The organism is Devosia sediminis, assembly GCF_016411825.1.
Classification (GTDB): Bacteria; Pseudomonadota; Alphaproteobacteria; order Rhizobiales; family Devosiaceae; genus Devosia; species Devosia sediminis.
Window position 1 is genome coordinate 599,789 of record NZ_JAEKMH010000002.1, and the last position, 24,781, is coordinate 624,569.

Genomic DNA, 24,781 nt, shown 5'->3' on the forward strand with positions numbered 1-24,781 from the left:
GGTTCCCGCTTTCGCGGGAATGACGCGGTGGAGGAGACGATTCTCGAAGCGCATTGCGCCGGCGCTTAACCCCGTTCCGGCCGGGACACTGAATTGCGCACGATCAGCTCAGAACGCAGCAGCACTTCGCGGGATTTTGGCTGTTCCCCGGCCAGCAGTGTGAGCAGCAGTTCCATGGCGGCCTCGCCCATGCGATGGCGGGGCTGCTTCATCGTAGTCAGCGAGGGCGTGAGGAAGCTGGCGAAGGAAATGTCGTCAAATCCCATGATCGAAAACTGCCGCGGCAGGTCGTAGCGGCGGGCATTGAGGGCGATCATCACGCCCATGGCGCTGGCATCGTTGACGCAGAAGAAGGCGGTGGGCAGGGAATCGCGCACGAACATCAGCTCGGCAGCAGCGCGCCCGCTCTCCGTCGTGCCCTCGCCATCGATGACAAGGCGGGGATCGACGGCAATGCCGGCGCCGGCCAGGGCAGCGCGATAGCCGCCTTCGCGCAGCCGGGCAATCTCGCGATTGGGCGCGCGCCCGACAAAGGCGATGCGCCGATGGCCTTGGGAGACAAGGTGCTCGGTGGCGATACGGGCGCCCTCGAAATTGTCGACGCCGACAAAGGGCACGTCGCTTCCGATCACCGGCTCGTTGACCGCAACCATGGGCGGCAGGCGGGCCTCGTCGGGGCTTTGCCCCAGGCCATAGGGCAGGTGGCCGGTAAAGAGGATGAGCCCGTCAGCCTGGTTGGAACTGATGAAGCGCAGATAATCGGTCTCGCGACTGGGATCGTTCTGCGTATTGCCGATCAGCACGCCATAGCCGCGCTTGCTGGCCTCGGTTTCGAGCCCGACGAGAATATTGGAGAAGTTGGGATCGCCCACATCGGGGGCGAGGATGAGGATCATGTTCGACCGCCGCATGCGCAGCGAGCGGGCCATGGCATTGGTGGTGTAGCCGGTGCGGGCAACGGCATCGGCAACGCGGCGGCGGGTGGCGTCGGCCACCTTGGTCGGTTCGTTGATGGCCCGGCTCACCGTGGCAATGGAGACCCCGGCCATGGCCGCGACGTCTTCAATGGTGGCCAGCTTTTGCTGCTGCACTTGGCGCTCCGCCCTCCACGCCGGATTCCCGAAAGTCCAGCGCGCCCTTGCCCTTAGCAGATGCTGCTGGCGCCGCCAGCGTGATCCACAGGGTTCTCCTCATTGCCAACACTGTAAACCTTTACATCATTCATGAAAACCTTTACATCATGGCTTGAGCAAAAGAGTTTCGCATCAAGCGGGCCAGGCTCGGGGGAGGGGTGAGGATGGTCGAAGCACAGGCAAGGACTGCGCAGCCGATTCTGTCGGCCAACCGCATCTCCAAGTCGTTCGGCGAAATCCCGGTGCTGTTCAGCATCGACTTCGACGTCGCCCCAGGCGAGGTCCACGCCATCATCGGCGAGAACGGCGCGGGGAAGTCGACCCTCATCAAAATCCTGTCCGGCATCGAACAGCCCACTTCGGGCTCCATTGCCTATGACGGCCAAACGGTCGTGCTGCCGCCGGACGGCAAGGCCGAGGCCATGGGCATCGTGCTGATCCACCAGGAACTGAACCTGGCCGAGCACCTGACGGTCGCCGATTCCATCTTCCTCGGGCGCGAACTCAAGCGCGGCCCCTTCCTTGATGTCGGCGAGATGCGCCGCCAGGCCGCCGCGACCATGGAAACGCTCCATGTGCATGTCGACCCCGACGCGCGGATTTCGAGCCTGTCGGTGGCCGACAAGCAGATGGTGGAGATCGCCAAGGCCATCAGCCGCGACGCGCGGGTACTGATCATGGACGAGCCGACGGCGGTCCTGTCCGTCGGCGAAACGCAGACGCTGTTCGAGCAGATCCGGCGCCTGACTGCGCGCGGCGTGGCTGTGGTGTTCATTTCGCACAAGCTCGACGAGATCATGGAGCTGGCGAACCGGGTGACCGTGTTGCGTGACGGGCAGTTGATCGCCACTGTTGGCACCGAGGCGCTGACGCCGGACTCGATTGCCCAGATGATGGTGGGCCGCGAGCTATCCAATCTTTACCCGCCCAAGCACGAGCCTGATGTCGACGCGCCGGTGCTGCTGAGCGTGCGCAACCTGTCGACCAAGTCGGTGTCCAATATTTCCTTCGACTTGCGCAAGGGCGAAATCCTTGGGTTTGCCGGCCTCATCGGCTCGGGCCGCACGGCTGTGGCCGAAGCGGTGGTCGGCCTCACCCACAAGACCGGCGGCGACATCACGCTCAATGGCGCATCGGTGGATTTTTCCCGCGTTGCCCAATCGGTCCATGCGGGGGTCGCCTATATGACCAAAGACCGCAAGGGCAAGGGTCTGCTGCTCAACATGGGCCTGCGAGACAACCTGACGCTGCTGACGCTCGAAAAGCACATGCGCATGGGCTTTATCGACACGGCAAGTGAGGATCGCGCCCTGGACCGGGCGGTACGGCGCTTCGATATCCGCGCCCGCGACGCCGCCGTGGCAGTGGGACGCCTGTCGGGCGGCAACCAGCAGAAACTGATGCTGGGCAAGACCATGGAGAGCGAACCGGACATCATCATCATGGATGAGCCGACACGCGGCATCGATGTCGGCACCAAGCAGCAGATCTACCACATCATTGCGGCGCTGGCCGCCGAGGGGAAGGCGGTCATCGTCATCTCCTCCGAATTGCAGGAAGTGATCGGGCTCAGCCATCGGGTCGTGGTGATGCGCACCGGGCGCATCGCCGGCGTGCTCGAAGGCGCCGAGATCACCGAAGAAGAAATCATGCGGTACGCCGCGGGCATCAAGCAGAGTGGGAACGATGAGCGTATCAGCGCCTGAAGTGGCACCCAAGGCCCGGAGCGGCTTCAGGTGGGATCTCAAGACCGTGGGGCCCTTGTTGGCACTGGCGCTGCTGGTGCTGCTGGGCATCACGCTCAACGAGAATTTCCTCTCCTACAACAACATCACCAACGTGCTGGCGCGCTCGAGCTTCATCGGCATCATTGCCATTGGCGCGACCTTCGTGATCACCGCCGGCGGCCTCGACCTCTCGGTCGGCTCCATGGCAGCCGTCATTGCCGGTGTGATGATCATGGTGATGAACTGGCTGATCCCCGTCATGGGCGTGGGCTGGGGCGTGATCCTGGCTGGCATGGCAGCGGGCATCCTGCTTGGTGGCGTGGCCGGTGTCGGCAATGGCCTGATGATCACCCGCGGCCGCATCGAAGCTTTTATTGTGACGCTGGGCACGATGGGTATCTTCCGCTCCCTCGTCACCTTCCTGGCCGACGGCGGCACGCTGTCGCTCAATTTCCAGGTCGCCGACGTCTATCGCCCGGTCTATTACGACGGTCTCCTCGGCATTCCCTATCCGATCCTGGTCTTTGCCCTCGTGGCCATCGGCGGCGAGATCGTCATGCGCCGCACCTCGTTCGGCCGCCACTGCGCCGCTATCGGCAGCAATGAGCAGGTGGCCCGCTATTCCTCGATCAGTGTCGATAATGTCCGGCTGATCACCTACATCCTGCAGGGCCTCCTCGTGGCCGTCGCCGTGCTGCTCTACGTACCCCGCCTCGGCTCGGCTTCGAGCACGACGGGCGTGTTGTGGGAGCTTGAGGCGATTGCGGCGGTGATCATCGGCGGCACGACGCTCAAGGGTGGCTATGGCCGCGTCTGGGGCACGGTGGTGGGCGTGGTTATCCTCGGACTCATCGGAAATATCCTGAACCTGCAAAGCTTTATCAGCCCGTATCTGAACGGGGCTTTCCAGGGCGTCATCATCATTCTGGCCGTGCTGCTGCAACGTCCGCGGCGGGCCAGCTAACCGGACCGGGTCCTGGACCCGCCGGATGAACGAGTTTCACATCGCCCGCAAAAGGGCATTTTGGGAGGACTGCAAATGAAACTGGCAACAACCCTGATGGCATCGGTGGTGATCGCCGCCGGCCTGGGCGGCACCGCCCTGGCGCAGGACGACACCATCACCATCGGCGTCTCGGTTCCGGCCGCGACCCATGGCTGGACCGGCGGCGTCAACTACTTCGCCCAGCAGGCCATCGAACGCCTCAGCGCCACCTATCCGAACGTGGAATATGTCTTCGCCTCATCGCCCGACTCGCCCAAGCAGATCGCCGACATCGAAGACATGGTCTCCACCCGCGACATCGACGCGCTGGTGATCCTGCCCGGTGACCCGGACGCCATGACCTCGGCCATCAAGCAGGTCAAGGATGCCGGCAAGTTCGTGACCGTGGTCGATCGCCAGCTCTCGATCGACGGCGTGGAAAACCTCTACGTCGCCGGTGACAATCCGGGCCTCGGCGCCAATGCCGCCGAGTACATCAAGAGCGCGCTGCCCGACGGCGGCAATGTGGTGATCCTGCGCGGCATGCCGATCCCGATCGACCAGCAGCGTTTCGACGGCTTCATGGCCGGCGTCGAAGGCTCCAACATCATGGTGCTCGAGAACGAATTCGCCAACTGGAACCGTGACGACGGCTTCCGCGTGATGCAGGACTTCCTTACCCGCTTCCCGGAAATCGACGCCGTCTGGACCCAGGACGACGACATCTCGCTGGGCGCCATCGAGGCGATCAAGCAGGCCGGCCGCGAAGACGAGATGTTCGTCGTCGGCGGTGCCGGCATGCAGCAGATCCTGCAGGCCGTGAAGGCCGGCGATCCGCTGACCCCGATCGACGTCAGCTACAGCCCGGCCATGATCGCCACGGCCATCGAACTGACGACCTCGCACTTCACCGGCGGCATCCAGGTTGCCGGTCGCTACATCCTCGACTCGACCGTCATCACCCAGGACAATGTCGATCAGTTCATCGACGAAGAAAGCCCGTTCTGATCCTTCCAGGAACGGACACGAGAGGGGCGCCCCAGCGGGCGCCCCTTTTTGCTTGCGGCTGAAGGGCTTGGTGCGTCGTCACGCTGACATGAGAATCCGGGTATTTCTGCGCCCGAGTTCCGGGCGATGCCCGCCTGCCTTGGCGTCGCGGGGGCTCACCAGATTTGTGCGTTCTCGCCGTGCGTGTTGCGCGATCCATACTGCGGGCAGGTGCACGGGCTTCCTGGCCGCCGCACCCCCACCCTTGGTCCTTCTCACCTCTGGTCTCTCCGCCGGAGAGACCAGACCTGCGGGACGGGTCGAAGCCCACAAGGGGGAGGGTGGCAGTCGCGGCTGGGCGGTGTGGTGCTTAGACGCCGCCTCGTCCCCGGACGGATTTTTTTCAGTGCTGACAACATGTCGCAGGAACGTCAGGCGGGCTGACGCATTGTCTGTGCGAGCTCCGGGCGACGCCCGCCTAGTCTTTGGTGCCGCTGGAGCTCACCAATCCCACAATTTTGGTTCGTCCCGCGCGTCCGGTTTGCGGGGAAACTGAGGTTCCCGCTTTCGCGGGAATGACTCGGTGGAGGGATGCGTGCTTGTTTGCTGGCAACGTTCGCAGAGTCATGCACGACCCAGGCGTGTCACCCCGGCGAATGCCGGGCCCAACTTGGGATCTCAGGATGGATCCCGGCTTTCGCCGGGATGACAGCCGGTGGGTGACCAGATTCCCCGTCCATCGTCACCACCCGGCTTGACCGGGTGGTCCAGGCTCGTAGAAGGCTGGATCGCCCGGTCAAGCCGGGCAATGACGATGAATATGGGGTCTTGGAGCGGAACCTACACTGTTTCGGGCGTGTAGCCGGCGTCGCGGATGGCTTGGGCGCCCTTGGCGCGGTCACCGGTGAAGCTGACCTTGCGCGCGGCCAAATCGACGGTGACGCTGGTGCCGGGCAGCGCCTTTTCGAGGGCGCCGCGCACCGTGCCGGCGCAATGGCTGCAATCCATGTCGCGTACGGCGAATGTCGAAGTCTGAGGCATAGAAAACTCCTTTGTTATCTGGTCGCGTTCCCGAACCGCAAAACGGTATCCACTCTTGCCGGGAACGCTTAGTGGGCCGGCTTGCCGGCCAGGTCGTCGAGAATGGGGCAATCCGGGCGGTTGTCGCCGGCGCAGCAATGGACAAGATGCTTGAGCGTTTTCACCATGCCCTGCAACTCGTCAATCTTGGTCTCCAACGCCGCGATGTGGCTGCTGGCAATGTCGCGGACCTCGCCGCTGGCGCGCGAACGATCCTGCCAGAGGCCGAGCAGGGTCGCGGTCTCCTCGACCGAGAAGCCCAGGGTGCGCGCCCGCTTGATGAAGCGCAGGACATGCACTTCGTCGGGACCATAGACCCGGTAATTGCTGTCGGTGCGCAGGGGCGGCGTGATGAGGCCGATCTGCTCGTAGTAGCGGATCATCTTGGCCGAAACGCCCGACTTTTCCGAAGCCTGTCCGATATTCATGACCGTACTCCCCGGATGGCGCGCAGGCGCTGGGCATTGCCCACGACAAAGACCGAGCTCAAAGCCATGGCGCCGGCCCCGAGCATGGGCGAGAGCAGAATGCCGAAGGCGGGATAGAGCACGCCCATGGCGACAGGGATCAGCAAGGCATTGTAGCCGAAGGCCCAGAACAGGTTTTCGTGGATATTGCGCATGGTGGCGCGGCTGACCGTGATGGCATCGAGCACGCCTTGCAGATTGCCGCCGAGGAGGACCACATCGGCGCTTTCGATGGCCGCATCGGTGCCCGAGCCGACGGCGATGCCGATATCGGCTTCGGCAAGAGCCGGGGCATCGTTGATGCCGTCGCCGACATAGGCGACCACACCATGGGCAGTGCGCAGCGACTTTATGGCCTCGACCTTGTCGGCCGGCAGGACCTCGGCGCGCACTTCGTCGATGCCGAGTTGCGCGGCGATGGAGTTCGCGGTGCGCGCATTGTCGCCCGAGATCATAGCGGTCTTAAGGCCCTTTCTGTGAAGCGCATCGATGACCGCTTTGCTGGTCGGCTTGATCGTGTCGGCGACGACGATGGCCGCGGCGAGCTTGTCATCGATGGCGGCAAAGACGGGGGTCTTGCCCTCGGCCGCGAGCCGATCGATCGTCTCCGAGAAATTGGAAAAATCGAGATGGCCCATGTGGCGCTGCGAGCCGACGGCGACCAGGCGCCCGTCGACGCGGGCGGTGACGCCGGTGCCGGCATTCGAGGCAAATTCGCTGACCGCCCCGAGCGGCAGATCGGCCTTTTTCGCAGCCGCGACAATGGCTGACGCGATGGGATGCTCGGAGCGGCTTTCGACCGCTGCGACCAGGGCCAACACTTCGTCATGGGCGAAATCATCGTCGAGGATGAGATCGGTGAGGGCCGGCTTGCCCTCGGTCAGGGTGCCGGTCTTGTCGAAGGCAACAATGGCTGATTTCTGCAATTGCTGCAGCGCCTCGCCCTTGCGGAACAGCACGCCGAGCTGTGCGGCACGGCCCGTGCCGACCATGATGGACATGGGTGTGGCGAGGCCCATGGCACAGGGGCAGGCAATGATGAGGACACCCACGGCATTGACCAGCGCGTAGGTGAGGGACGGCTCGGGTCCCCAGAGATACCAGGCGAAGGCAGTCAGGAGCGCAAGGCCGATGACCACGGGGACAAAGACCGCGGTGATGCGATCGACCACGGCCTGGATCGGCAACTTGCCGGCCTGTGCGTCTTCGACCATGCGGATGATGTGGGCCAGCAAGGTATCGGCCCCAACCTTGGTGGCGCGGAAGCTGAAACTGCCCGAGGTGTTGAGCGTGCCGCCGACGACCGTGGCGCCCGAGGTCTTGGAGACGGGCAAGGGCTCGCCGGAAATCATGGATTCATCGACATGGCTCTCGCCATCGACCACCACGCCATCGACGGCGATCTTTTCGCCGGGGCGGACGAGGACCACGTCGCCGACGCGCACCTCGTCCACCGCGACCTCGACGGGCGTGCCATCGCGCAACACGCGGGCGGTCCTGGCCTGTTGCTGCACGAGACGGCTGATGGCCTCGCCGGTGCGGCCCTTGGCCAGGGCTTCCAGCCAACGGCCGACCAGGATCAGCGTGACGATGACGGCGGCGGCCTCGAAATAGACGTAGCCGGTGCCAGGCGGGACGAAGCCCGGCCAGAAGGTGACCAGCGTCGAATAGGCCCAGGCGGCACCGGCGCCGAGCGCCACCAACGAATTCATCTCGGGCGCGCCGCGCAGCAGGGCGGGGATGCCGACCTTGAAGAAACGCAGGCCGGGCACGAACAGCACGAAACTGGCGAGCAGGAAATAGGCGACATAGAGCACGTCCATCGAGACGACCGACATCACCCACATGTGGAAGGGCATGTAGAGGTGGCCGAGCATCTCGACGGCGAAGAGCGGAATGGTGGGAATGGCGGCGATGATGACGTCGCGCCGGAGCACGGTCGCATCCTCGTCGTGATGGTGCATATGGTCATGCGCCGGGGCATCGGCTTGGCGGACGCTGCCCTTGTAGCCGACCTTTTCGACCGCCTGCAGCAGGGCAGCGATATCGCCCCCCGAAACGGTGGCGCGCTCGGTGGCGAGATTGACCGACGCCGTCTCGACGCCAGGGACTTTCAGCAGTGCCTTCTCCACGCGATTGACGCAGGAGGCGCAGCTCATGCCCTCGATATCGAGGGCGATGGAAGGGGTATGGCGGTGTGCGTGTTCATTCATGGGACTTACCTCGTCCGCATATAGGTAGACCTTCCCATAATGGTAAGGTCAAGGGCTGCGAGACAGGATTCTTAGACCCGCCATCCGGGCGGTCCTCGGGGCAGATCGATAGGTGCGCGAGCGTGGCCACCCCCACCCTCATTCCCTCCCCACAAGGGGGAGGGAAACGATGCACAATGGCTCCTCGATCTGCACATCCCTCTTTGCGAGGCGGCGTGTCGGTTCTCTCTGCACGGGAGTTCGGCCGGTGCGTGACAGTCCAATGCGACCTCTTGGCACAGCGACAGTCTGGCGACTTATTTCGGCGCGGTGGCGGACCTATTTCTTGCGGTGTCAGGAGCTTGACCATGCAAACGGTACGCAGTGACACGAGACACCACGATCTGCCGGCGCCATGCCAGAATTGCGCGGCGCGGCATCTTGGAATTTGCGGGGTGCTGACCGCCGATCAACTGTCCGAACTGACCAAGACCACGCGGCATGTCCGCCGCCCGGCCGGCGAAGAATTGCTGGCGGACGCCATGCCCATCGCGTCATACGCCAATGTTCTGGCCGGTGTGGTCAAACTCAGCAAGGTGCTGGAAGACGGACGCCAGCAACTGGTCGGGTTGCAATTCGCGCCGGACCTGCTGGGCAGGCCGTTCGCGACGCAGAGCCGGGTCAGCGCCGAAGCCGCCTCGGATGTCGATCTCTGCATCATTCCCAAGCCGGCGCTGGAAAACCTGCTGCGCGAAAGCGCCGCGCTGGAGCACCGGCTGATGATGCAGGCGCTGCGCGAACTGGACGAGGCGCGCGACTGGATGGTGACACTGGGCCGCAAGAGCGCCGCCGAGAAGGTGGCGAGCTTCCTCTACCTGATCGCCACCCATCTCGGGCCCAGCGAGGGCGAGCCGGAAACCACTTTCGACCTGCCGCTCAGCCGCGCCGATATTGGCGACTTCCTGGGGCTGACGGTGGAAACAGTCAGCCGGCAGATGAGCCGGCTGCGGGTGGAAGGCGTGATCGAGATCGAGAACTTCCGCCATGTCACCGTGCCGGACCTGGCCCGGCTGCGGCTGCGGTGTGGGTGAGGGGTTCGCGTCCAGTTTATTGTCACTGCCTGATGGTCATCGCCACCACAGGGCTTGTCCCGGTAGTCCATGCCTGTGGAGAGATGGATTGCCCGGACAAGCCGGGCAATGACGAAGGCGGATAGAGTCGCGCATAGGCGACGCTAGCCCAGCACGCCATTCTCCAGCACCAGCATCCGATCCACCGTGCCCGGGGGCAGGGCGGCGTGGGTGACGAGGATGACGGTACGGCCGGCGGTGCCTGATGCGATGACGCGGAAGAAGGCTTCCTCGGTATCGCGGTCGAGCGCGTTGGTGGGCTCGTCGAGCAAGAGGACCGGGGCGTTGGAGAGCAGCGCGCGGGCCAGGCACAGGCGCCGGGCCTGGCCGGCGGACAGGGTGCGGCCGGCTTCGCCCACGATGGTGTCGAGACCTTTTGGCAGCGCGCGGACGTGATCATCGAGCTGGGCGCGCCCGAGCGCATCCCAGAGTTCGGCCTCGCCGGCATCGGCGCGACCGATAAGAAGGTTGTTGCAGATCGTGTCGATGAAGACCGGGCTGTCCTGGCTCAGCAAGGCCATGTGGGCATGGATATCGTGGCTCGCCAGGGTGGTGAGGTCGATGCCGCCAATGCTGACCTGGCCCGATTGCGGATCGGCAAGGCGCAGCAGGAGCCGCAGCAGCGTCGACTTGCCATTGCCGCTGGCGCCGGTAATGGCGACCCGCTCGCCCGGCGCCACACGGAGCGACAAGCCATCGAGAATGGCGGGCAGGCCGGGATAGGCGAAGCGGATGGTGTCGAGGGCGATGGCGCCGCCGGCGGGGAGGGGCGCCGGATGGACGGGCTCGATCACCGGCGGTGGCATGTCGTCGAGGGCGACGAGGCGCTCGGCGGCAGCCATGGCCTGGGTGGCCTTTGCCGTGCTGCGCACGATGAGGCTGGTGACCTCGAAACTGCCGAGCACGCCCAAGAGCAGGGCGGCCATGACCGGCCCGTCAATGCTCCCCGCATCGAGGGCCACGAGGCCGGCCCAGAGCGTGCCGGCGAGGGCAAGGGCGGCTAGCACCTGCACGGCGAGGCCACCCATGGTGGTGACGAGGCCGAGGCGACGGCGCAGCGCGGCACTGTGGTCATTGGCTTGAGCGAAGTCGTGCGCGGTCCGGCCCAGGGCGCCGAGCAGCACGAGATCGGCATGGCCGGTGACCCCGTCGAGCACATGCATGCGTAGGTCGGCCTGGGCGGCGACGCTGTCGCGCCCGGCGCGGCGGCCGATCAGCACCATGGCGACAGGCACGCCTAGGCCCGCCAGAGCCAGCGCGAGCCCATAGGGCAGCGCGGCGGCGGGCAGGAAAACGCCGAGGATCGTGGTCATGGCGCCGCCGACCAGGATCGCGGCGGCCAGCGGGCCGATGGCGACGAGAAAGGCGGTGTCCAGCGCATCCACATCGGCGGTGAGGCGCGAGACGAGGTCGCCATGCCGCAGCGAGCGATCCGGTAGCGGCAGGCGCGGAAAGAGGCGGGCGAAGAGCCAGCCGCGCAGGTCGGACAAGAGCTTCAGCGTCGCATTGTGCCCGACGAGGCGCTCGCCATAGCGCGCGAGGATGCGCACGAAGGAGAGGCCGCGCACCATGGCCGAGGGCACGAAGATGTTGAAGCCGAGGCCCAGCGTGGTGAGCGCGGTGGCGGTGATGAACCAGCCGGAAGTGCCGAGCAGCGCCACGCCCGAAGCGAGAGTGATGAGCGAGAGCAGCAGGGCCAGGGCAAGCGCGCCACTGCGCTGGCGGAACAGCGGCAGAAAGGTGAGGAGAGCCTTCATGCGACGCCTCGCTTGCCGGAGGGAATGGGGGTCTGGACGAGGCTCGTGCCGGCAATGCGCCAGGCCTTGTCCAGGCGACCGGCCACGGCAAGCGAATGGGTGGCGACGATCAGCGTGCGGCCGCGGGCATAGTCGCGGATGACGGAGATGATCTCGTCTTCCAGCGCCGCATCGAGATGGGCGGTGGGTTCGTCGAGGAGGATCAGCCCCGCATCGCGGAGGAACAGACGGGCCAGGGCGACCCGCTGGGCCTGGCCGCCGGAAAGGCCGATGCCATCCTCGCCGATGACGGTATCGAGCCCGTCGGGGAGAGCGGCGGCGAAGCCGGCGACGCGGGCGCGCTCGGCGGCCTTCTCAATGTCGCGGCGGGTCGCGCCGGGACGGGCGAGGCCTATATTGGCGGCGATGCTGGCATGGATGAGCCGCGGCTTCTGGGCGAGGAGGAAGCTGCGGGCGCGCAGTTCGTCCTCTGGCCAATCGGCGAGCGGACGGCCATCGAGGGTGATCTGACCCTCGGCGGTGCGGAGACCGGCCAGCGCTTCGAGCAGGGTCGACTTGCCCGAGCCGCTGGGGCCAACCAGGGCCACATGCTGGCCGGCGGGAATGGCGAGCGCGGCATCGAGCAGCACGGCGCGCTGCTGGTCGGGGGTGCGGAGGGTGAGGCCGGCGAGATTGACTGATACGGCCGGGCCGGGGCGCGGGGCGATGTCGGCATGGGCAACCGGCTCCGCGGGCAGGGCGCCGAGCTGGCGCTCGATCTCCTCGAGGCCCGCCTTGGCGGTGGCGCGGTCATGATAATGCGCGGCGAGCAGGCGCAGGGGATTGTAGATTTCCGGCGCCATCAGCAGCAGGAAGAGGCCGAGCTGCAGGGTGAGCGGGCTCGCGCGCAGGTGGAGGTAGTCGATGAAGGTGAGGCCGACATAAAGCGCAATGCCGGCGACGCCGAGCGCGGCGAAGAATTCGAGCACAGCCGAAGACAGGAAGGCGATGCGCAGGACCTTGAGGGTGCGCAGCCGCAGGGCCTCGCTGGCCTCGACGATGCCGGCGGTCTCGGCAGCCTCGCGGCCAAAGAGTTTGAGCGTCAGCAGGCCGCGCAGGCGGTCGGCAAAGCGCCCCGAAAGGTGGGTGAGGGCGCGGGCCTGGCGGTCGGTGGCCACCTGGGCGCCCCAGCCGACCAGCGCCATGAAGAGCGGGATCAGCGGCGCGGTGACGAGGAACAGCACGCCAGCCACCCAGTCGAGCGGCAGGATGATGGCGCCAAAGATCAACGGCAGCAGGGCGGCCTGCAAGGCGGCGGGCAGGTAGCGCGCAAAATAGCCGTCCAGCGCCTCGACCTGGTCGACAATGGCGGAGGCGGCAGCGCCCGATGGCGGCGCATCTGCGGCACGGGGGGAGCGGGCCAGAAGCTGGGTGAAAAGCGCCTGGCGCAGGTGGCGCTTGATGGCTTCGGCCGCCACGATGCCGGACTGCTCGCCCAGCGCGCCGAGCGCGGCGCGGATGACCAGCAGCGCGAGAATGAGGCCGACGGCTGGAAGGAGCGCACCGGCTGCCTCGCCACCCTCGATGGCGCGGCCGAGGACATCGGACAGCGTCCAGGCCTGCCATACCAGGAGCGCGCCGCCAAGGAAGGGAGCGGCCATGGCAAGCACCAGGGAGGGACCGCCCTTGCGGTGGAGGCGCGTGAGCGCCTGGGCGCTACTGTTCGGCTGGGTGGTCACGACTGCTCGAATGGTTGGGGCCGGGGGTCTGGCTGTTCTTCTAGACTATGCGGCGCGCGATTCAGACACCTTGATCTGAATCAAGGCGACGATCACTGTCCTGGCGCAAAGAAGGGTAACAGGCGGCCCCGACTCTGGCCGTCGCAACCAGAGAGCAAGAACGTCCATGATCGACATGCTCGTCGTCGACCTCTCGCGATGGCAATTCGCCGCTACCGCGATGTACCACTTCATCTTCGTGCCGCTGACCCTCGGCCTCTCCTTCATGATGGCGATCATGGAGAGCGTCTATGTGATGACCGGGCGCGACATCTGGCGCAAGGCCACCCTGTTCTGGGGCACGCTGTTCGGCGTCAACTTCGCCATGGGTGTCGCCACCGGCATCGTCATGGAATTCCAGTTCGGCATGAACTGGAGCTATTACAGCCACTATGTGGGCGACGTGTTCGGTGCGCCGCTGGCCATCGAGGGCCTGATGGCCTTCTTCCTCGAAGCCACCTTCGTGGGTCTGTTCTTCTTTGGCTGGGATCGCATGAGCAAGGTGGGGCACCTGGTGGTGACCTGGCTCGTGGCCTTCGGCGCCAACTTCTCGGCGCTCTGGATCCTCATCGCCAATGGCTGGATGCAGAACCCCGTCGGCGCAAAGTTCAACCCCGACACCATGCGCATGGAAATCACCGACTTCATGGCGGTGATCTTCAACTCGGTGGCGCAGGCCAAGTTCGTCCACACGGTCAGCGCCGGCTATGTCTGCGGCGCCATTTTCGTGCTGTCGATTTCGGCCCTGTTCCTGGTCAAGGGCAAGCATGTCGAAATGGCCAAGCGCTCCGCCGTCGTGGCGGCCAGCTTCGGCCTTGCGGCGGCTCTGTCTGTGGTCGTGCTGGGTGACGAAAGCGGCTATGTGGCGACCGAGCACCAGAAGATGAAGGTCGCGGCTATCGAGGCCTCGTTCCACACCGAACCGGCGCCCGCGCCCTGGACAATCATCGCCTTCCCCGGCGCCGATGGTGAAACGGCCTGGTCGATATCGGTGCCGTGGCTGGGCGGGCTCATCACCACCCGCTCGCTCGACGAGGAGCTGGAAGGCATCAACGAGCTGGTCGATCGGGCGCAGGACCGCATCCGCTCGGGCATGATCGCCTATGAGGCGCTGCAGGAAATCCGTGCCGATGGTACCAATACCGAGGCCCGCCTGGTGTTCGAAGAGCACTGGCAGGACCTGGGTTATGGCCTCTTGCTCAAGCGCTACCGCGTCGACGTGGAGAATGCCACGCCCGAGGAAATCGCCATGGCGGCGGAGGACACCGTGCCCGATGTGTGGCCGCTGTTCTGGACCTTCCGCATCATGATGGGTCTGGGCTTCTTCTTCATTGCCTTCTTCGGCCTCTGGTTCTATCGCGCCTCGCGCGGCTGGATCGACACCAACAAGCCGCTGCTCTGGGTCACGGTGTTCCTGCTGCCGACGCCCTGGATCGCCATCGAAAGCGGCTGGTTCATCGCCGAATTCGGCCGACAACCCTGGGTCGTGGAAGGGGTGTTGCCAACCTTCTATGCGGCATCGAGCCTGACGGCGCTCGACCTCATCCTGTCGCTGAGCTTCTTCGTGCTGCTCTACACGGTTCTGCTGATCATCATGGTCATCCTGATGGTGCGCATCGTGAAGGCTGGCCCCAAGGAGAAGCTCTTCACCCACACCGATGACGAGGACGACTTCGTCATCACCACCCTGCCGGTAACGCCCGCAACCAAGGAGCTCGGATCGTGAGCAGCATTCCACTCGACTACGAAACGCTGCGGCTGATCTGGTGGCTGCTGCTGGGTGTGCTGCTGATCGGCTTCGCCATCATGGGCGGGCGCGATCTTGGCGTGGGAACCCTCTTGCCCTTCGTGGCGCGAACCGACGACGAGCGGCGCGTGCTGCTCAACCTCGTGGGGCCCACCTGGGAAGGCAACCAGGTGTGGCTGGTGCTGGGCGGCGGGGCAATCTTCGCTGCCTTTCCGCCGCTCTATGCAGTGAGCTTTTCGGGCTTCTACCTCGCCATGATCGTGATCCTCCTGGCGCTGATCCTGCGGCCTGTCGGCTTCAAATTCCGCGGCAAGGTCAGCGACACGCGCTGGCGGGCGACCTGGGACTGGGCCCTGTTCATTGGTGGGTTCGTGCCATCGCTGATCATGGGCGTGGCCGTGGGCAATGTGCTGCTGGGTGCGCCGTTCCACATCGATGACACGATGCGCATCTTCTACACGGGCAACTTCTTCCAGTTGCTCATGCCGTTCGCGCTGCTGGCCGGCCTTGTGAGCCTGGGCATGATCGTGACGCAGGGCGCCACCGTCATTGCCGGGCGCACCGAAGGGCCGATTGCCGCGCGGGCGCGGACCTACGGGATCTGGGCGGGGCTCGTGACCATCGTGCTCTTCGCGCTGGCCGGCGTCTGGGTCGCGGCGCTCAATGGCCATGTCGTGACCAGCGTGATCGACCCCAATGCGCCGATCAACCCGCTGGCCAAGACGGTTGACCTGGTGCCGGGCGGTTGGCTCAGCAACTATGCGACCTATCCCTGGATGATGGCGGCGCCGATCATCGCCTTTGCCGGGCTCCTGGTGGCGGTCATTTCGCTGCGCGGCGGGCTGAAGCTCGTGGCCCTCCTCGGGTCGAGCGCCGGCATATTCGGGATCGTCTCGACGGCGGGCCTGTCTATCTACCCGTTCTTCCTGCCGTCCTCGACCATGCCCAATGCAGGGCTGACGCTTTGGGACGCCTCATCAAGCCATCTGACGCTGTTTATCATGCTGCTGGCGACGGCGTTCTTCCTGCCCATCATCGTTCTTTATACGGGCTTCGTCTTCCGGGTCATGCGTGGGCCGGTGACATCGGACAGCCTCGGCAAGAACCCCAACGCCTATTAGGAGGGCACCATGTGGTATTTTTCCTGGATCCTGGGACTGAGCCTGGCCTGCACCTTCGGCATTCTCAACGCCATGTGGTTCGAGATGCGCGAAGACCGGCGCGTGGCGCGCGAAGGCAGGGACAAGCCCTTGCCCTGACGCATGGCTCCTGACCAATCGGTCAAAAATCAGAAAAGCCGGATTCGAGCGCACTCGGGTCCGGCTTTTTAGTGGATGATTAAGGGTTTAAGTCGTGTGGCCGAAAGCAGGCCGCGAACTCCACCCAGTCTGCGTCTGCGTCTGAATGATGACGGCGCTGCCTCTTTCGTTTGCACAGAATGCATAACGGATGTGCAGCAAGGCCATCTACTAATCACTACTGAAGCGATCTAGATATTGGTCATCAAACGAAGGGGAACCGAAATGAACATCGCCAAGAAGATCGCCGACTACGCCAAGTACCAGCGCACCCTGCGTGAGCTGAACGCTCTGGACAACCGCCAGCTCCACGACCTGGGCATCACCAAGGGTGATATCAAGGCCATCGCACGCGGCACCTACGTCGCCTAAGTTTTAGGCGCGACAAGCTGCTCCGGCAGCATTGACCGCAAGGTCATCCGATGAAGGCGTCCATCAGGGCGCCTTTTGTCGTTTTGGGGGTGATGACCGGCCGCGTTTGCGGGCGATCGCTCCGGTGGAGCGATCGAAGGGAAGAACGCCCGAAGCGCTATGCGCGCAGGGCCGGATTTGCAACAGGCATCCCATCACCCCCACCGAGCTCTGCTACGGCCCTTTGGGCCGAGCGCCGCTACCTCCCCCTTCAGAGGGGGAGGTGTGCTGAACACTGCCGGCGGCGGTTGGCTACAACGCCCGTCTACTACACGGTGCCGCCCTCAGGCCTGTCGATACCGCGCTGATGTTCGATGCGGTCCTCGGGTCGAGCCCGAGGACGGGCTGGTGGGTGTGGATAGTTCCACTCACCCCACCCTCATTCCTTCTAACCTCAGATCGCTCCACTGGAGATCTGCCCTTCGGGACAGGTCGAAGCCCATCGAGGGGAGGGGAGGCGCAGGGCCGAACCGCCAGTGTTTATCGTCTCCCTCCCCCTTGTGGGGAGGGGTCAAGGGTGGGGGTGTGTTGTGGGCAATGTGCATCCCCATCACCCCCACCGAGCTCTGCTACGGCCCTTTAGGCCGAGCGTCGCTACCTCCCCCTTCGGAAGGGGAGGTGTGCTGAACAATGCTATTCCGTGATGGTGAGCGTCATCGAGCCATAGGCCGGGACCTGGACACGCTTGTAGCCTTCGACGCCGGCCCATTCGCCACCGCCGACATCCCAGCAACCGGCCGAGACGGTGAAGCTGCGGGCGCCGCCCTGCGGGATGTAGTCGCCGGTTTCGAGGCGGTTGAAGCCATAGCTCATTGCGCTGCATTCCGACATGACGATCGCATCGAGATTGCCATAGGTGGCATTGACGATGGTCAGCGTGCCCGTGGTCGTGCCCGGCCGGACCAAGTCGCCGCCCGTGAGCGTGTCGCAGCCCGCAAGCGTCATCGTGGCGAGCGCCATGGCCGCCGATCCAATATATTTCATGTAATCCCCCAAGCCCCTGCGGGCGAGAGGATAATACAGGCTGCCGCAGGACTGGCAATGACCCGTTCAGGCTATGGCGGTAACTTGTGGTTCGGTATATCCGCGAAGTAATCCGACCGACTTCAACGCACCAGGTCGGCGACGACGCAATCGAGCGCCGTGACGAGGTCGGCGGGCCGGATGCGGATCTGGAGGCCGCGCTGGCCACCATTGAGGAAGATTTCGTCGTAGAGCGTGGCCAGTTCGTCGAGCGCCATCGGCACCGGCTTGCGCTGGCCCAATGGGCTGATGCCACCGACCTTGTAGCCGGTGAGCCGCTCGGCATCGGCGGGTTTCATCATGTGGGCAGACTTGCCGCCAAGGGCGGCGGCGAGCTTTTTCATGTTCACTTCCTCGTCCGACGGGACGATGGCGCAGATGGGCTTGCCGTCGAGCTCGGCCATCAGCGTCTTGAACACTTGTGCCGGTGAAACTCCCATGGCCTCGGCCGCCTGCAACCCCACACGCTCGGCGCTGGGGTCGTAGTCGTAGTGGGCGAGGGTGTAGGGGAGGCCGGCCTTGGCGAGGGCCTGGGTGGCGGGAGTGGTCTTGGACATGAGGGGCGTGCGTGGATTCAGGGATCATGGGCACCCTGACATGAATCCCCACACGCCCCAAGCCCCCCGCCATGCAGGCGTCAGCGCTCGAGATCGAACCGGCGGACCCAGCGCGGGTCGTCGGACGGATTGTGGAAGTCGGCAAGGCCCGCATCCTCGAGCAGATGCGGCGAGAGGTGGAGGGCGCTCACCTGGCGCCGCCGGCGGGTGGCAGTGGCTTCGTTCCGCAAGGCGGGCAGGGGCAGAAGAAGGGCGAGAAAGCTGGGCAGAGTGAACATGGCGACATTCACTGGCCTTATGGTCAGTGTCCTCGTTTGGTGCGATGATCAGACAATGCGCCAACCGTGCGAGGCTTTCCAACAAAAGACCGCCTGGTGAGCATAAGGAGGATTTATCCATGGCACTGCCGCCCATGACCGCCGTGCGCGCCTTCGAGGCGGTGGCCAGGCATCTCAGTTTCACCCGCGCGGCGGAGGAACTGGGCATGACTCAGGCGGCGGTGAGCTACCAGATCAAGATACTTGAGGAGCGGGTCGGCACGCCACTGTTCCTGCGCAAACCGCGCCAGATCGTGCTCAGCGAAGCCGGGGCGCGGCTGGCTCCGGATGTGGGCCAGGCCTTTGATTTGCTGCGCAATGCCTTTGCCGATACGCGCGGCGCGGTGGACAATCAGCTTTCGATCACCACTGTGCCCACCTTTGCCATCCAGTGGCTGGCGCTCAATGTCGGGCAGTTCCAGCTCGCCCACCCGCAGATTGCCGTACGCGTCGACAGCAGCGGCGACCTGGTCGACCTGCTGCATGACGACTTCGACATCGGCATCAGGACGCTGCCCGGGCCGCAGGGTGGCGGCCTGGCGACGCATCTCCTGGTCAAGGCGGATTTCACGCCGCTGCTGAGCCCGGCCCTGGCCGAGAGCGTGGGCGGCATCAGGGAACCGGCCGACCTCATGAAGCTGCCCTTTCTCGATCCGCAGGACGAATGGTGGGCCATGTGGTTCGCCGCAGCTGGCGTACCCGGCTTTTCGAGCGAGGGGCGGCCGCGCAACGTGCTGAACCATCAGAGCCTGCTCGCCGTGGCCGCCATGGCCGGGCAGGGGGTGACTATGCTGACCCCGGCGCTGTTCCGCGACGACATCGCGGCCGGACGATTGATCCAGCCGTTTCCGCTGCTGGCCGAGGCCGGGCGCGGCTATTACCTCGCCTATCCCGAGAGCCGCCGCAACCAGCCCAAGATCCGTATGTTCCGCGACTGGATGCTGTCGGCGACGGAGTATATGCGCGCGCCGTCCTGACATTTCCTGTCGCTGCGCACGGCTATCCCCAAGTCAAACAAAGGGGTGCGCATGACCGCCGCAGAACTGACCGCCATCATCGTCCGGGCCAAGGCCGCCAGCTATGTCGGGGGCGGCGACCGGACGCGACCGACCCGGCCCGGCTCGCATGACCTGAGCTGGAGCGAAGGCGAGTGGCGCTATCTCGACAGCTATTTCGGCGGCACCGACTTTCTCGGCCAGGAAGTGCTGTGGCGGGCGCATGAGCCGGTCTGGGCGATGAGCTATTACGGGCAGGTGCTGCGGCCCGACCTGATCGATGGCGAACGCGCGGGCGCCACCATCAAGGCGGCGCTGGCGGCCATGTATGGCGAGGGGCGGTTTCTCGGTGGTTTCGACTGGCAGGGGCCGTTCGGCCACTATGTGGACCGCAGCCAAGGCAATGTCGCGAGCTTCAAGGGACGCGAGATGATCGAGGTGGAGGGCGTGGAAGCCTATGCGCTGGATTATTTCGGCGGGCTGGTGAAGCCCTAGCAAAAGGCCCGGCACTTGCGCACCGGGCCTTTCTTTTTCCTTGGCGGGGAGGTGCCTTGGAAAACTGGGGTTGAAATCACACGATGCCGCTGGAGCCGGCCGCGATTTCGGGGCGGATTTCGGCGACCTTGGCGCGATAGCCCGAGGCGCGGTAGGTGCCGAGGAGGTCGATGGCGCCGCCCTGTTCCATGCGGGCCATGGCGAGGATCGGCTCGACATCAGTGCGATAGGCCTGGCGCAGCGCCTGGGTGGCGGCGAGGGCGTCATTGCCCTCCTGCGCGGCCTTGAGGGCAGCACGGTCGACCAAGAGGGCCTGGGCATAGGCGCGCTGCACGTCGGCGGCCGACAGCATCAGCGACTCGATCGGGTCGGTGACATTGTGCGACTGGTCGAGCATGTGGGCCGGGTGGAAATCGGTGTAGCGCGCTTCGGCATCGACCAGTTCGTTGAAGACCAGGAACAGGCGGTAGGGGTCGACCGCACCGGCATCGAGGTCGTCGTCGCCATACTTGCTGTCATTGAAATGGAAGCCGCCGAGCTTGCCGAACTGGGCAAGGCGGGCGACGATCATCTCGATATTGACGTTGGGGGCGTGGTGGCCGAGGTCGACGAGGCAGAAGGCCTTGTCGCCCAGTTCCTTGGCGATGAGATAGTTGGTGCCCCAATCCTGCACGACGGTCGAATAGAAGGCCGGCTCGTACATCTTGTGTTCGGTGTAGAGGCGCCAGTCGTCGGGCAGGGCGGCATAGATGGACTTCACCGAGTCGAGATAGTGCTCGAACTGGGTGGTGAAGTTGACCTGGCCGGGGAAGTTGGAGCCGTCGCCGATCCAGACGGTGAGGGCCTTCGAGCCGATGGTCTTGCCGATCTCGATGCATTCGAGATTGTGCTCGATGGCCTGGTCGCGGGTGGCCTTGTCGGACGCGGAGAGCGAGCCGAACTTGTAGCTCTGGAGCTGCCCCTTGGCATCGGCAAAGGTGTTGGAGTTCATGGCATCGAAGCCGAGATTGAAGCGGCTGGCAGCCTGCTTCAGGCGGTTCGGATCGGCCTTGTCCCAAGGAATATGCAGCGAAACGGTCCTGGTCGCCTGTGTGAGCTGGGCGATGACGGCGCAGTCTTCGATCTTGTCAAAAATGTCGCGCGGCTCGCCCTTGCCGGGGAAACGGGCAAAGCGCGTGCCGCCGGTGCCGACGCCCCAGGAGGGGACGGCCACGGAGAAGGCCGCGACCTGCTCCTTGACGGCATCGATATTGATGCCGCGACGGTCGAGACGCTCGCCAAGGGTGTCGTAGTCGACGTGAAGGTCAGCGGCGCGCTTGGCGTTTTCGGCCTCGACGACGGATGGGTCGATGATGTGTTCGGTCATGTTTTTGCTCCTCCTCCCACACCCACCTCTGTCATCCCGGCCCTTGAGCCGGGATCCATCTTGATATCTCAGGATGGGCCCCGGCCTACGCCGGGGTGACATTCAGTGGGTGGGCCAGGACAATGCCAATTAACGCGGGAACGACTGGGCGTTGCCGGCGTCGACGTTGATGATGTTGCCGGTGGACTTGGCCGAGGCTTCCGAGGCGAAGAAGTAGATGGCTTCGGCAATGTCCTCGGGGAATACGGAACGCTTCAGCATCGAGCGCTGGCGATACATTTCCTCAAGGCCGTCCTTGTCGGTCTTGTAGGTGGATGCACGCTGCTCGAGCCATTCACCGGCCCAGATTTTCGAGCCACGCAGCACGGCGTCGGGGTTGACGACGTTGACGCGGATCTGTGCTTCCGCGCCTTCAAGGGCGAGGCAGCGGGCCAGGTGGATTTCAGCTGCCTTGGCAGTGCAGTAAGCGGCGGCGTTGGGCGAAGCGGCAAGGCCGTTCTTGGAGGCGACGAAGACGACGTTGCCGCCGATCTTCTGCTGGCGGAACAGGCGGAAGGCTTCGCGCGAAACCAGGAAGTAGCCCGTGGACAGGATGTCCATGTTCTTGTTCCAGAGCTCGAGCGAGGTGTCCTCGATCGGCGCCGAGGAGGCGAGGCCGGCATTGCTGACGAGGATGTCGAGGCCACCGAATTCGACCACGGCATGGGCGAAGCCGGCGAGGACCTGCTCTTCCTTGGTGACGTTGATATTGACCGGACGGACGAAGTCGGCGCCGAAAACACCGGAGAGTTCGGCAGTCGCGGCATCAAGCGCGGTCTGGTCGATATCGGCGAGGACGACGCAGGCGCCTTCACGCAGGAGACGGGCGGCCGTCGCCTTGCCGATACCGCCGGCGCCGCCGGTGACGAGGGCAATCTTGCCGGCCAGGGACTTGGGCTTGGGCATACGGGAGAGCTTGGCTTCTTCAAGCAGCCAGTATTCGATGTCGAAGGCTTCCTGCTCGGGCAGGCCCTGATATTCCGAAACGGTCGAGGCGCCGCGCATCACGTTGATGGCGTTGACATAGAACTCGCCGGAAATGCGGGCGGTTGCCTTGTCCTTGGCGAAGGTGATCATGCCCACGCCCGGGATCAGATAAACGACGGCATTCGGATCGCGGACGGCCGGCGAGTTGTCATGCTTGCAGCGGTCGTAATAGGCCTGATAGTCGACGCGATAGGCGGCGATCTGGTCAGCAAGGCCAGCGATGACGGCGTCGACATCCGGATTGGCCGGGTTGAAGTCGATGACCAGCGGGCGGATCTTGGTGCGCAGGAAGTGGTCGGGGCAGGAAGTGCCGAGAGCCGCCAGCGGACGCAGGTTGTTGGAGTTGACGAATTCCAGCACCGCGGCCGAGTCGTCGAAATGGCCGAGCTTGTGGCTGTCTTCGGAAATGAAGCCGCGGATCTTGGGCATCAGGCGGGCAGCAACGGCGCGTCGGGCATCGGCGTCGAGCGACTGAGTCGCGGCGCCACCGAAGATGGTCTTGCCTTCGGTCTGCTCTTCGAACCAGGCAATGGCCTGGTTGATGATGGCAATGGTGGTCTCGTAGCATTCCTTGGGCGTGTCGCCCCAGGTGAACAGACCGTGGCTCTCAAGGACAACGCCCTTGGCATTGGGGTTCTCGAGGCAGAACTTTTCGAGCCACAGGCCGAGCTCGAAACCCGGCTTCTTCCAGGGCAGCCAGCCGATGGTGTCACCAAAGATCTGCCGGGTCAGTTCTTTCGAGTTCTTCGACGCGGCGATGGCGATGATCGCGTCCGGATGCATGTGATCGACATAGGGCCGGTTCACATAGGCATGGAGCGGGGTATCGATCGAGGAGGCGCGCGGATTGAGATTGAAAGTGGCGTGGGGGAGGTAGCCCACCATTTCGTCTTCGAACTCGACGCCGCGATAAAGGCCCTTCAGGGCGCGCAGCTTGTCCATATAGAGGGTGGCAAAGCCATCGAGCTTGATCGAGGCATTGTCGCCGCCCGAACCCTTGACCCACAGCACTTCGACGTCCTGGCCGGTCAGCGGATCCTTCTGCCAGATCTTGGACGAGGTGTTGCCGCCACCGTAATTGGTGACGCGCTTGTCGGAGCCGAGCAGGTTCGAGCGGTAAACCAGACGCTCGGGTTCGGTCATGGACGCGGCCTTGGCATCATCCCAGAGATTAGCAAGGCGCTTGGGCGCGGTGGACATCGGAATTCCTCCAAATAAGTTCCGTTACGCCTGTTGGAGCGCGGTGCCGATCCGACCGGCGAGTCATTCCGGCGAAGGCCGGAATCCATGCACGAGAGCCGAACATGGACCCCGGCCTGCGCCGGGGTGACGTCGTGGAGGTGGAGGGCGCGTGCTCCTCAGGCTTTGAAGCTGGCCCGGACATGCGCATAGAACGGTTCACAGTGTCAATCAGAAACAATCAGATATCGTCATGTTTGCGCGAGTATGACGGAAATTTGCGGATTGCTGATTGACTCTGCCCGGAATTGATGGAAGCAGTGCGTTCAGGGAGTATCAGCCTTGCACGAAACGGAACGCCATCGCGTCATTCTCGCCGCCGCACAGTCCCACCCCGTGGTGACTGTGGCGGAGCTTTGCGAGGTTACGGGCTCATCCGAAGCCACGATCCGCCGCGATATTGCAGCGCTCGACGAGCAGGGAAGGCTGCGCCGCGTGCGCGGCGGTGCCGAGGCTATCAACCCACCGGCCCAGGGCGGGCTGATGGGGCGTCCCTTTTCCGTCAATGAAATGATCAACATTGCGCAAAAACGCGCCATTGCGCGCGCCGCCGCCGACATGTGCCGCGATGGGGAGCCGATCATCATCAATGGCGGCACCACCACCTACCAGATGGTGCATTACCTGACGGGGCGGCGCACCAGCGTCTTCACCAACAGCTTCGCCATCGCCGAATTCCTCATTCACAACTCGCGCAATTCCGTCGTCATTCCCGGCGGCACGGTCTATCGCGAGCAGAACGTCATCCTCTCGCCCTTCGGCGGCGTGGTGGCGAGCCATTTTTACGCCAAGCGCATGTTCATCGGCTGCCAGGGCATCGGCGCCCACGGCCTGATGGAAGCCGACCCCATGGTGGTGCAGTCGGAGCTGGCGCTGATCGGGCAGGCGGACGAGCTGATCGTGCTCGCCGACTCCTCCAAGTTTTCGGGACGCTCGAGCCTCATCCTGTGTGGCCTCGACCGAATTGCCGCCGTCATCACCGACAGCGGCATCCGCGACGAAGACCGACAAATGCTGGAAACGGCAGGTGTCAAACTCATCGTGGCGGACACGACTGCTCAGGCTGAAACGACCGCTGCCTGAGATCAACTG

At 64.5% G+C, this 24,781-nt stretch carries 22 protein-coding genes; 11 read left to right on the forward strand and 11 right to left on the reverse strand.

Translation table 11 applies throughout. The features are described 5' to 3' along the window. Positions 1-65: 65 nt before the first annotated feature. On the reverse strand, positions 66-1,091 hold the full coding sequence (locus JEQ47_RS10200; protein WP_328768741.1) for a LacI family DNA-binding transcriptional regulator: 1,026 nt from the start codon (positions 1,089-1,091) through the stop codon (positions 66-68). Between the two features lie 206 nt (positions 1,092-1,297). Here JEQ47_RS10200 and JEQ47_RS10205 point away from each other — a divergent pair, with 206 nt between their 5' ends. From JEQ47_RS10205 to JEQ47_RS10215, 3 genes are all read left to right on the forward strand, one after another. Beyond that, positions 1,298-2,839 carry a sugar ABC transporter ATP-binding protein gene (locus JEQ47_RS10205; protein WP_198876295.1) on the forward strand — a complete coding sequence of 514 codons (1,542 nt, stop codon included), beginning with the start codon at positions 1,298-1,300 and terminating at the stop codon, positions 2,837-2,839. Continuing rightward, a complete protein-coding gene (locus JEQ47_RS10210) occupies positions 2,820-3,824 on the forward strand; it encodes an ABC transporter permease (protein WP_198876296.1) in 1,005 nt (334 codons plus the stop codon). Before JEQ47_RS10205 ends, JEQ47_RS10210 begins: the two co-directional genes overlap by 20 nt. A gap of 75 nt (positions 3,825-3,899) precedes the next feature. After that, entirely contained in the window at positions 3,900-4,853 is a 954-nt protein-coding gene (locus JEQ47_RS10215; RefSeq protein ID WP_198876297.1) for a substrate-binding domain-containing protein, read from the forward strand. Positions 4,854-5,672: 819 nt separating this feature from the next. On the opposite strand, the gene JEQ47_RS10220 is transcribed toward JEQ47_RS10215, so the two are convergent. The 3 genes from JEQ47_RS10220 to JEQ47_RS10230 all read right to left on the reverse strand — a co-directional run bounded on the left by JEQ47_RS10220 (position 5,673) and on the right by JEQ47_RS10230 (position 8,592). Continuing rightward, a complete protein-coding gene (locus tag JEQ47_RS10220) occupies positions 5,673-5,873 on the reverse strand; it encodes a heavy-metal-associated domain-containing protein (RefSeq protein WP_198876298.1) in 201 nt (66 codons plus the stop codon). Positions 5,874-5,941: 68 nt separating this feature from the next. Then, positions 5,942-6,340 carry a Cu(I)-responsive transcriptional regulator gene (gene cueR, locus JEQ47_RS10225; RefSeq protein WP_198876299.1) on the reverse strand — a complete coding sequence of 133 codons (399 nt, stop codon included), beginning with the start codon at positions 6,338-6,340 and terminating at the stop codon, positions 5,942-5,944. After that, a complete protein-coding gene (locus JEQ47_RS10230; protein ID WP_198876300.1) occupies positions 6,337-8,592 on the reverse strand; it encodes a heavy metal translocating P-type ATPase in 2,256 nt (751 codons plus the stop codon). Before JEQ47_RS10230 ends, cueR begins: the two co-directional genes overlap by 4 nt. A 347-nt stretch (positions 8,593-8,939) precedes the next feature. Between JEQ47_RS10230 and JEQ47_RS10235 the strand changes: the two genes are divergently transcribed. After that, the gene (locus JEQ47_RS10235) at positions 8,940-9,662 is read left to right on the forward strand and encodes a Crp/Fnr family transcriptional regulator (RefSeq protein WP_198876301.1); all 723 of its coding nucleotides are present in this window, start codon (positions 8,940-8,942) and stop codon (positions 9,660-9,662) included. Between the two features lie 143 nt (positions 9,663-9,805). Here JEQ47_RS10235 and cydC read toward each other — a convergent pair whose 3' ends face one another. Next, the gene (gene cydC, locus JEQ47_RS10240) at positions 9,806-11,458 is read right to left on the reverse strand and encodes a thiol reductant ABC exporter subunit CydC (protein WP_198876302.1); all 1,653 of its coding nucleotides are present in this window, start codon (positions 11,456-11,458) and stop codon (positions 9,806-9,808) included. Beyond that, positions 11,455-13,176 (reverse strand): thiol reductant ABC exporter subunit CydD, encoded by a 1,722-nt coding sequence (cydD, locus tag JEQ47_RS10245; RefSeq protein ID WP_328768747.1) that lies wholly within the window; start codon positions 13,174-13,176, stop codon positions 11,455-11,457. The genes cydC and cydD overlap by 4 nt, the downstream gene beginning before the upstream one ends. A gap of 169 nt (positions 13,177-13,345) precedes the next feature. Here cydD and JEQ47_RS10250 point away from each other — a divergent pair, with 169 nt between their 5' ends. The 4 genes from JEQ47_RS10250 (at position 13,346) to JEQ47_RS10265 (ending at position 16,632) form a co-directional block, all read left to right on the forward strand. Further along, positions 13,346-14,941, forward strand: a complete 1,596-nt coding sequence (locus JEQ47_RS10250; protein WP_198876851.1) for a cytochrome ubiquinol oxidase subunit I — start codon at positions 13,346-13,348, stop codon at positions 14,939-14,941. Then, positions 14,938-16,083, forward strand: a complete 1,146-nt coding sequence (gene cydB, locus JEQ47_RS10255) for a cytochrome d ubiquinol oxidase subunit II (protein ID WP_198876303.1) — start codon at positions 14,938-14,940, stop codon at positions 16,081-16,083. Before JEQ47_RS10250 ends, cydB begins: the two co-directional genes overlap by 4 nt. Positions 16,084-16,092: 9 nt before the next feature. Next, the gene (gene cydX, locus JEQ47_RS10260; RefSeq protein WP_198876304.1) at positions 16,093-16,221 is read left to right on the forward strand and encodes a cytochrome bd-I oxidase subunit CydX; all 129 of its coding nucleotides are present in this window, start codon (positions 16,093-16,095) and stop codon (positions 16,219-16,221) included. A 264-nt stretch (positions 16,222-16,485) separates the two neighbouring features. After that, positions 16,486-16,632, forward strand: coding sequence for a DUF1127 domain-containing protein (locus tag JEQ47_RS10265; RefSeq protein ID WP_198876305.1), 147 nt, complete (start codon positions 16,486-16,488; stop codon positions 16,630-16,632). Between the two features lie 672 nt (positions 16,633-17,304). On the opposite strand, the gene JEQ47_RS10270 is transcribed toward JEQ47_RS10265, so the two are convergent. The 3 genes from JEQ47_RS10270 to JEQ47_RS10280 all read right to left on the reverse strand — a co-directional run bounded on the left by JEQ47_RS10270 (position 17,305) and on the right by JEQ47_RS10280 (position 18,529). Then, on the reverse strand, positions 17,305-17,655 hold the full coding sequence (locus JEQ47_RS10270) for a hypothetical protein (RefSeq protein WP_198876306.1): 351 nt from the start codon (positions 17,653-17,655) through the stop codon (positions 17,305-17,307). A gap of 122 nt (positions 17,656-17,777) precedes the next feature. After that, complete coding sequence (gene ybaK / locus JEQ47_RS10275; RefSeq protein ID WP_198876307.1) at positions 17,778-18,251, reverse strand: Cys-tRNA(Pro) deacylase; 474 nt, start codon at positions 18,249-18,251, stop codon at positions 17,778-17,780. An 80-nt stretch (positions 18,252-18,331) separates the two neighbouring features. Then, positions 18,332-18,529 (reverse strand): hypothetical protein, encoded by a 198-nt coding sequence (locus tag JEQ47_RS10280; RefSeq protein WP_198876308.1) that lies wholly within the window; start codon positions 18,527-18,529, stop codon positions 18,332-18,334. Between the two features lie 119 nt (positions 18,530-18,648). Between JEQ47_RS10280 and JEQ47_RS10285 the strand changes: the two genes are divergently transcribed. Both JEQ47_RS10285 and JEQ47_RS10290 read left to right on the forward strand, forming a co-directional pair. Next, on the forward strand, positions 18,649-19,545 hold the full coding sequence (locus JEQ47_RS10285; protein ID WP_198876309.1) for a LysR substrate-binding domain-containing protein: 897 nt from the start codon (positions 18,649-18,651) through the stop codon (positions 19,543-19,545). A gap of 51 nt (positions 19,546-19,596) precedes the next feature. Then, on the forward strand, positions 19,597-20,058 hold the full coding sequence (locus JEQ47_RS10290) for a DUF5680 domain-containing protein (protein WP_198876310.1): 462 nt from the start codon (positions 19,597-19,599) through the stop codon (positions 20,056-20,058). Positions 20,059-20,134: 76 nt separating this feature from the next. Here JEQ47_RS10290 and rhaI read toward each other — a convergent pair whose 3' ends face one another. Both rhaI and JEQ47_RS10300 read right to left on the reverse strand, forming a co-directional pair. Continuing rightward, complete coding sequence (rhaI, locus tag JEQ47_RS10295; RefSeq protein WP_198876311.1) at positions 20,135-21,424, reverse strand: L-rhamnose catabolism isomerase; 1,290 nt, start codon at positions 21,422-21,424, stop codon at positions 20,135-20,137. Between the two features lie 129 nt (positions 21,425-21,553). Continuing rightward, entirely contained in the window at positions 21,554-23,650 is a 2,097-nt protein-coding gene (locus JEQ47_RS10300) for a bifunctional rhamnulose-1-phosphate aldolase/short-chain dehydrogenase (RefSeq protein ID WP_198876312.1), read from the reverse strand. 321 nt (positions 23,651-23,971) lie between these two features. On the opposite strand from JEQ47_RS10300, the gene JEQ47_RS10305 reads away from it, so the two are divergent. Continuing rightward, the gene (locus JEQ47_RS10305; protein WP_198876313.1) at positions 23,972-24,772 is read left to right on the forward strand and encodes a DeoR/GlpR family DNA-binding transcription regulator; all 801 of its coding nucleotides are present in this window, start codon (positions 23,972-23,974) and stop codon (positions 24,770-24,772) included. Positions 24,773-24,781 lie beyond the last annotated feature (9 nt).

Coding starts and splice junctions, on each gene's coding strand:
- JEQ47_RS10300 (WP_198876312.1), bottom strand. CDS start 23,650: ATGTCCACCGCGCCCAAGCGCCTTGCTAATCTCTGGGATGATGCCAAG.
- JEQ47_RS10285 (WP_198876309.1), top strand. CDS start 18,649: ATGGCACTGCCGCCCATGACCGCCGTGCGCGCCTTCGAGGCGGTGGCC.
- rhaI (WP_198876311.1), bottom strand. CDS start 21,424: ATGACCGAACACATCATCGACCCATCCGTCGTCGAGGCCGAAAACGCC.
- JEQ47_RS10215 (WP_198876297.1), top strand. CDS start 3,900: ATGAAACTGGCAACAACCCTGATGGCATCGGTGGTGATCGCCGCCGGC.
- JEQ47_RS10280 (WP_198876308.1), bottom strand. CDS start 18,529: ATGTTCACTCTGCCCAGCTTTCTCGCCCTTCTTCTGCCCCTGCCCGCC.
- cydC (WP_198876302.1), bottom strand. CDS start 11,458: ATGAAGGCTCTCCTCACCTTTCTGCCGCTGTTCCGCCAGCGCAGTGGC.
- ybaK (WP_198876307.1), bottom strand. CDS start 18,251: ATGTCCAAGACCACTCCCGCCACCCAGGCCCTCGCCAAGGCCGGCCTC.
- JEQ47_RS10220 (WP_198876298.1), bottom strand. CDS start 5,873: ATGCCTCAGACTTCGACATTCGCCGTACGCGACATGGATTGCAGCCAT.
- JEQ47_RS10270 (WP_198876306.1), bottom strand. CDS start 17,655: ATGAAATATATTGGATCGGCGGCCATGGCGCTCGCCACGATGACGCTT.
- JEQ47_RS10230 (WP_198876300.1), bottom strand. CDS start 8,592: ATGAATGAACACGCACACCGCCATACCCCTTCCATCGCCCTCGATATC.
- JEQ47_RS10265 (WP_198876305.1), top strand. CDS start 16,486: ATGAACATCGCCAAGAAGATCGCCGACTACGCCAAGTACCAGCGCACC.
- cydX (WP_198876304.1), top strand. CDS start 16,093: ATGTGGTATTTTTCCTGGATCCTGGGACTGAGCCTGGCCTGCACCTTC.
- JEQ47_RS10205 (WP_198876295.1), top strand. CDS start 1,298: ATGGTCGAAGCACAGGCAAGGACTGCGCAGCCGATTCTGTCGGCCAAC.
- JEQ47_RS10290 (WP_198876310.1), top strand. CDS start 19,597: ATGACCGCCGCAGAACTGACCGCCATCATCGTCCGGGCCAAGGCCGCC.
- JEQ47_RS10210 (WP_198876296.1), top strand. CDS start 2,820: ATGAGCGTATCAGCGCCTGAAGTGGCACCCAAGGCCCGGAGCGGCTTC.
- cueR (WP_198876299.1), bottom strand. CDS start 6,340: ATGAATATCGGACAGGCTTCGGAAAAGTCGGGCGTTTCGGCCAAGATG.
- JEQ47_RS10235 (WP_198876301.1), top strand. CDS start 8,940: ATGCAAACGGTACGCAGTGACACGAGACACCACGATCTGCCGGCGCCA.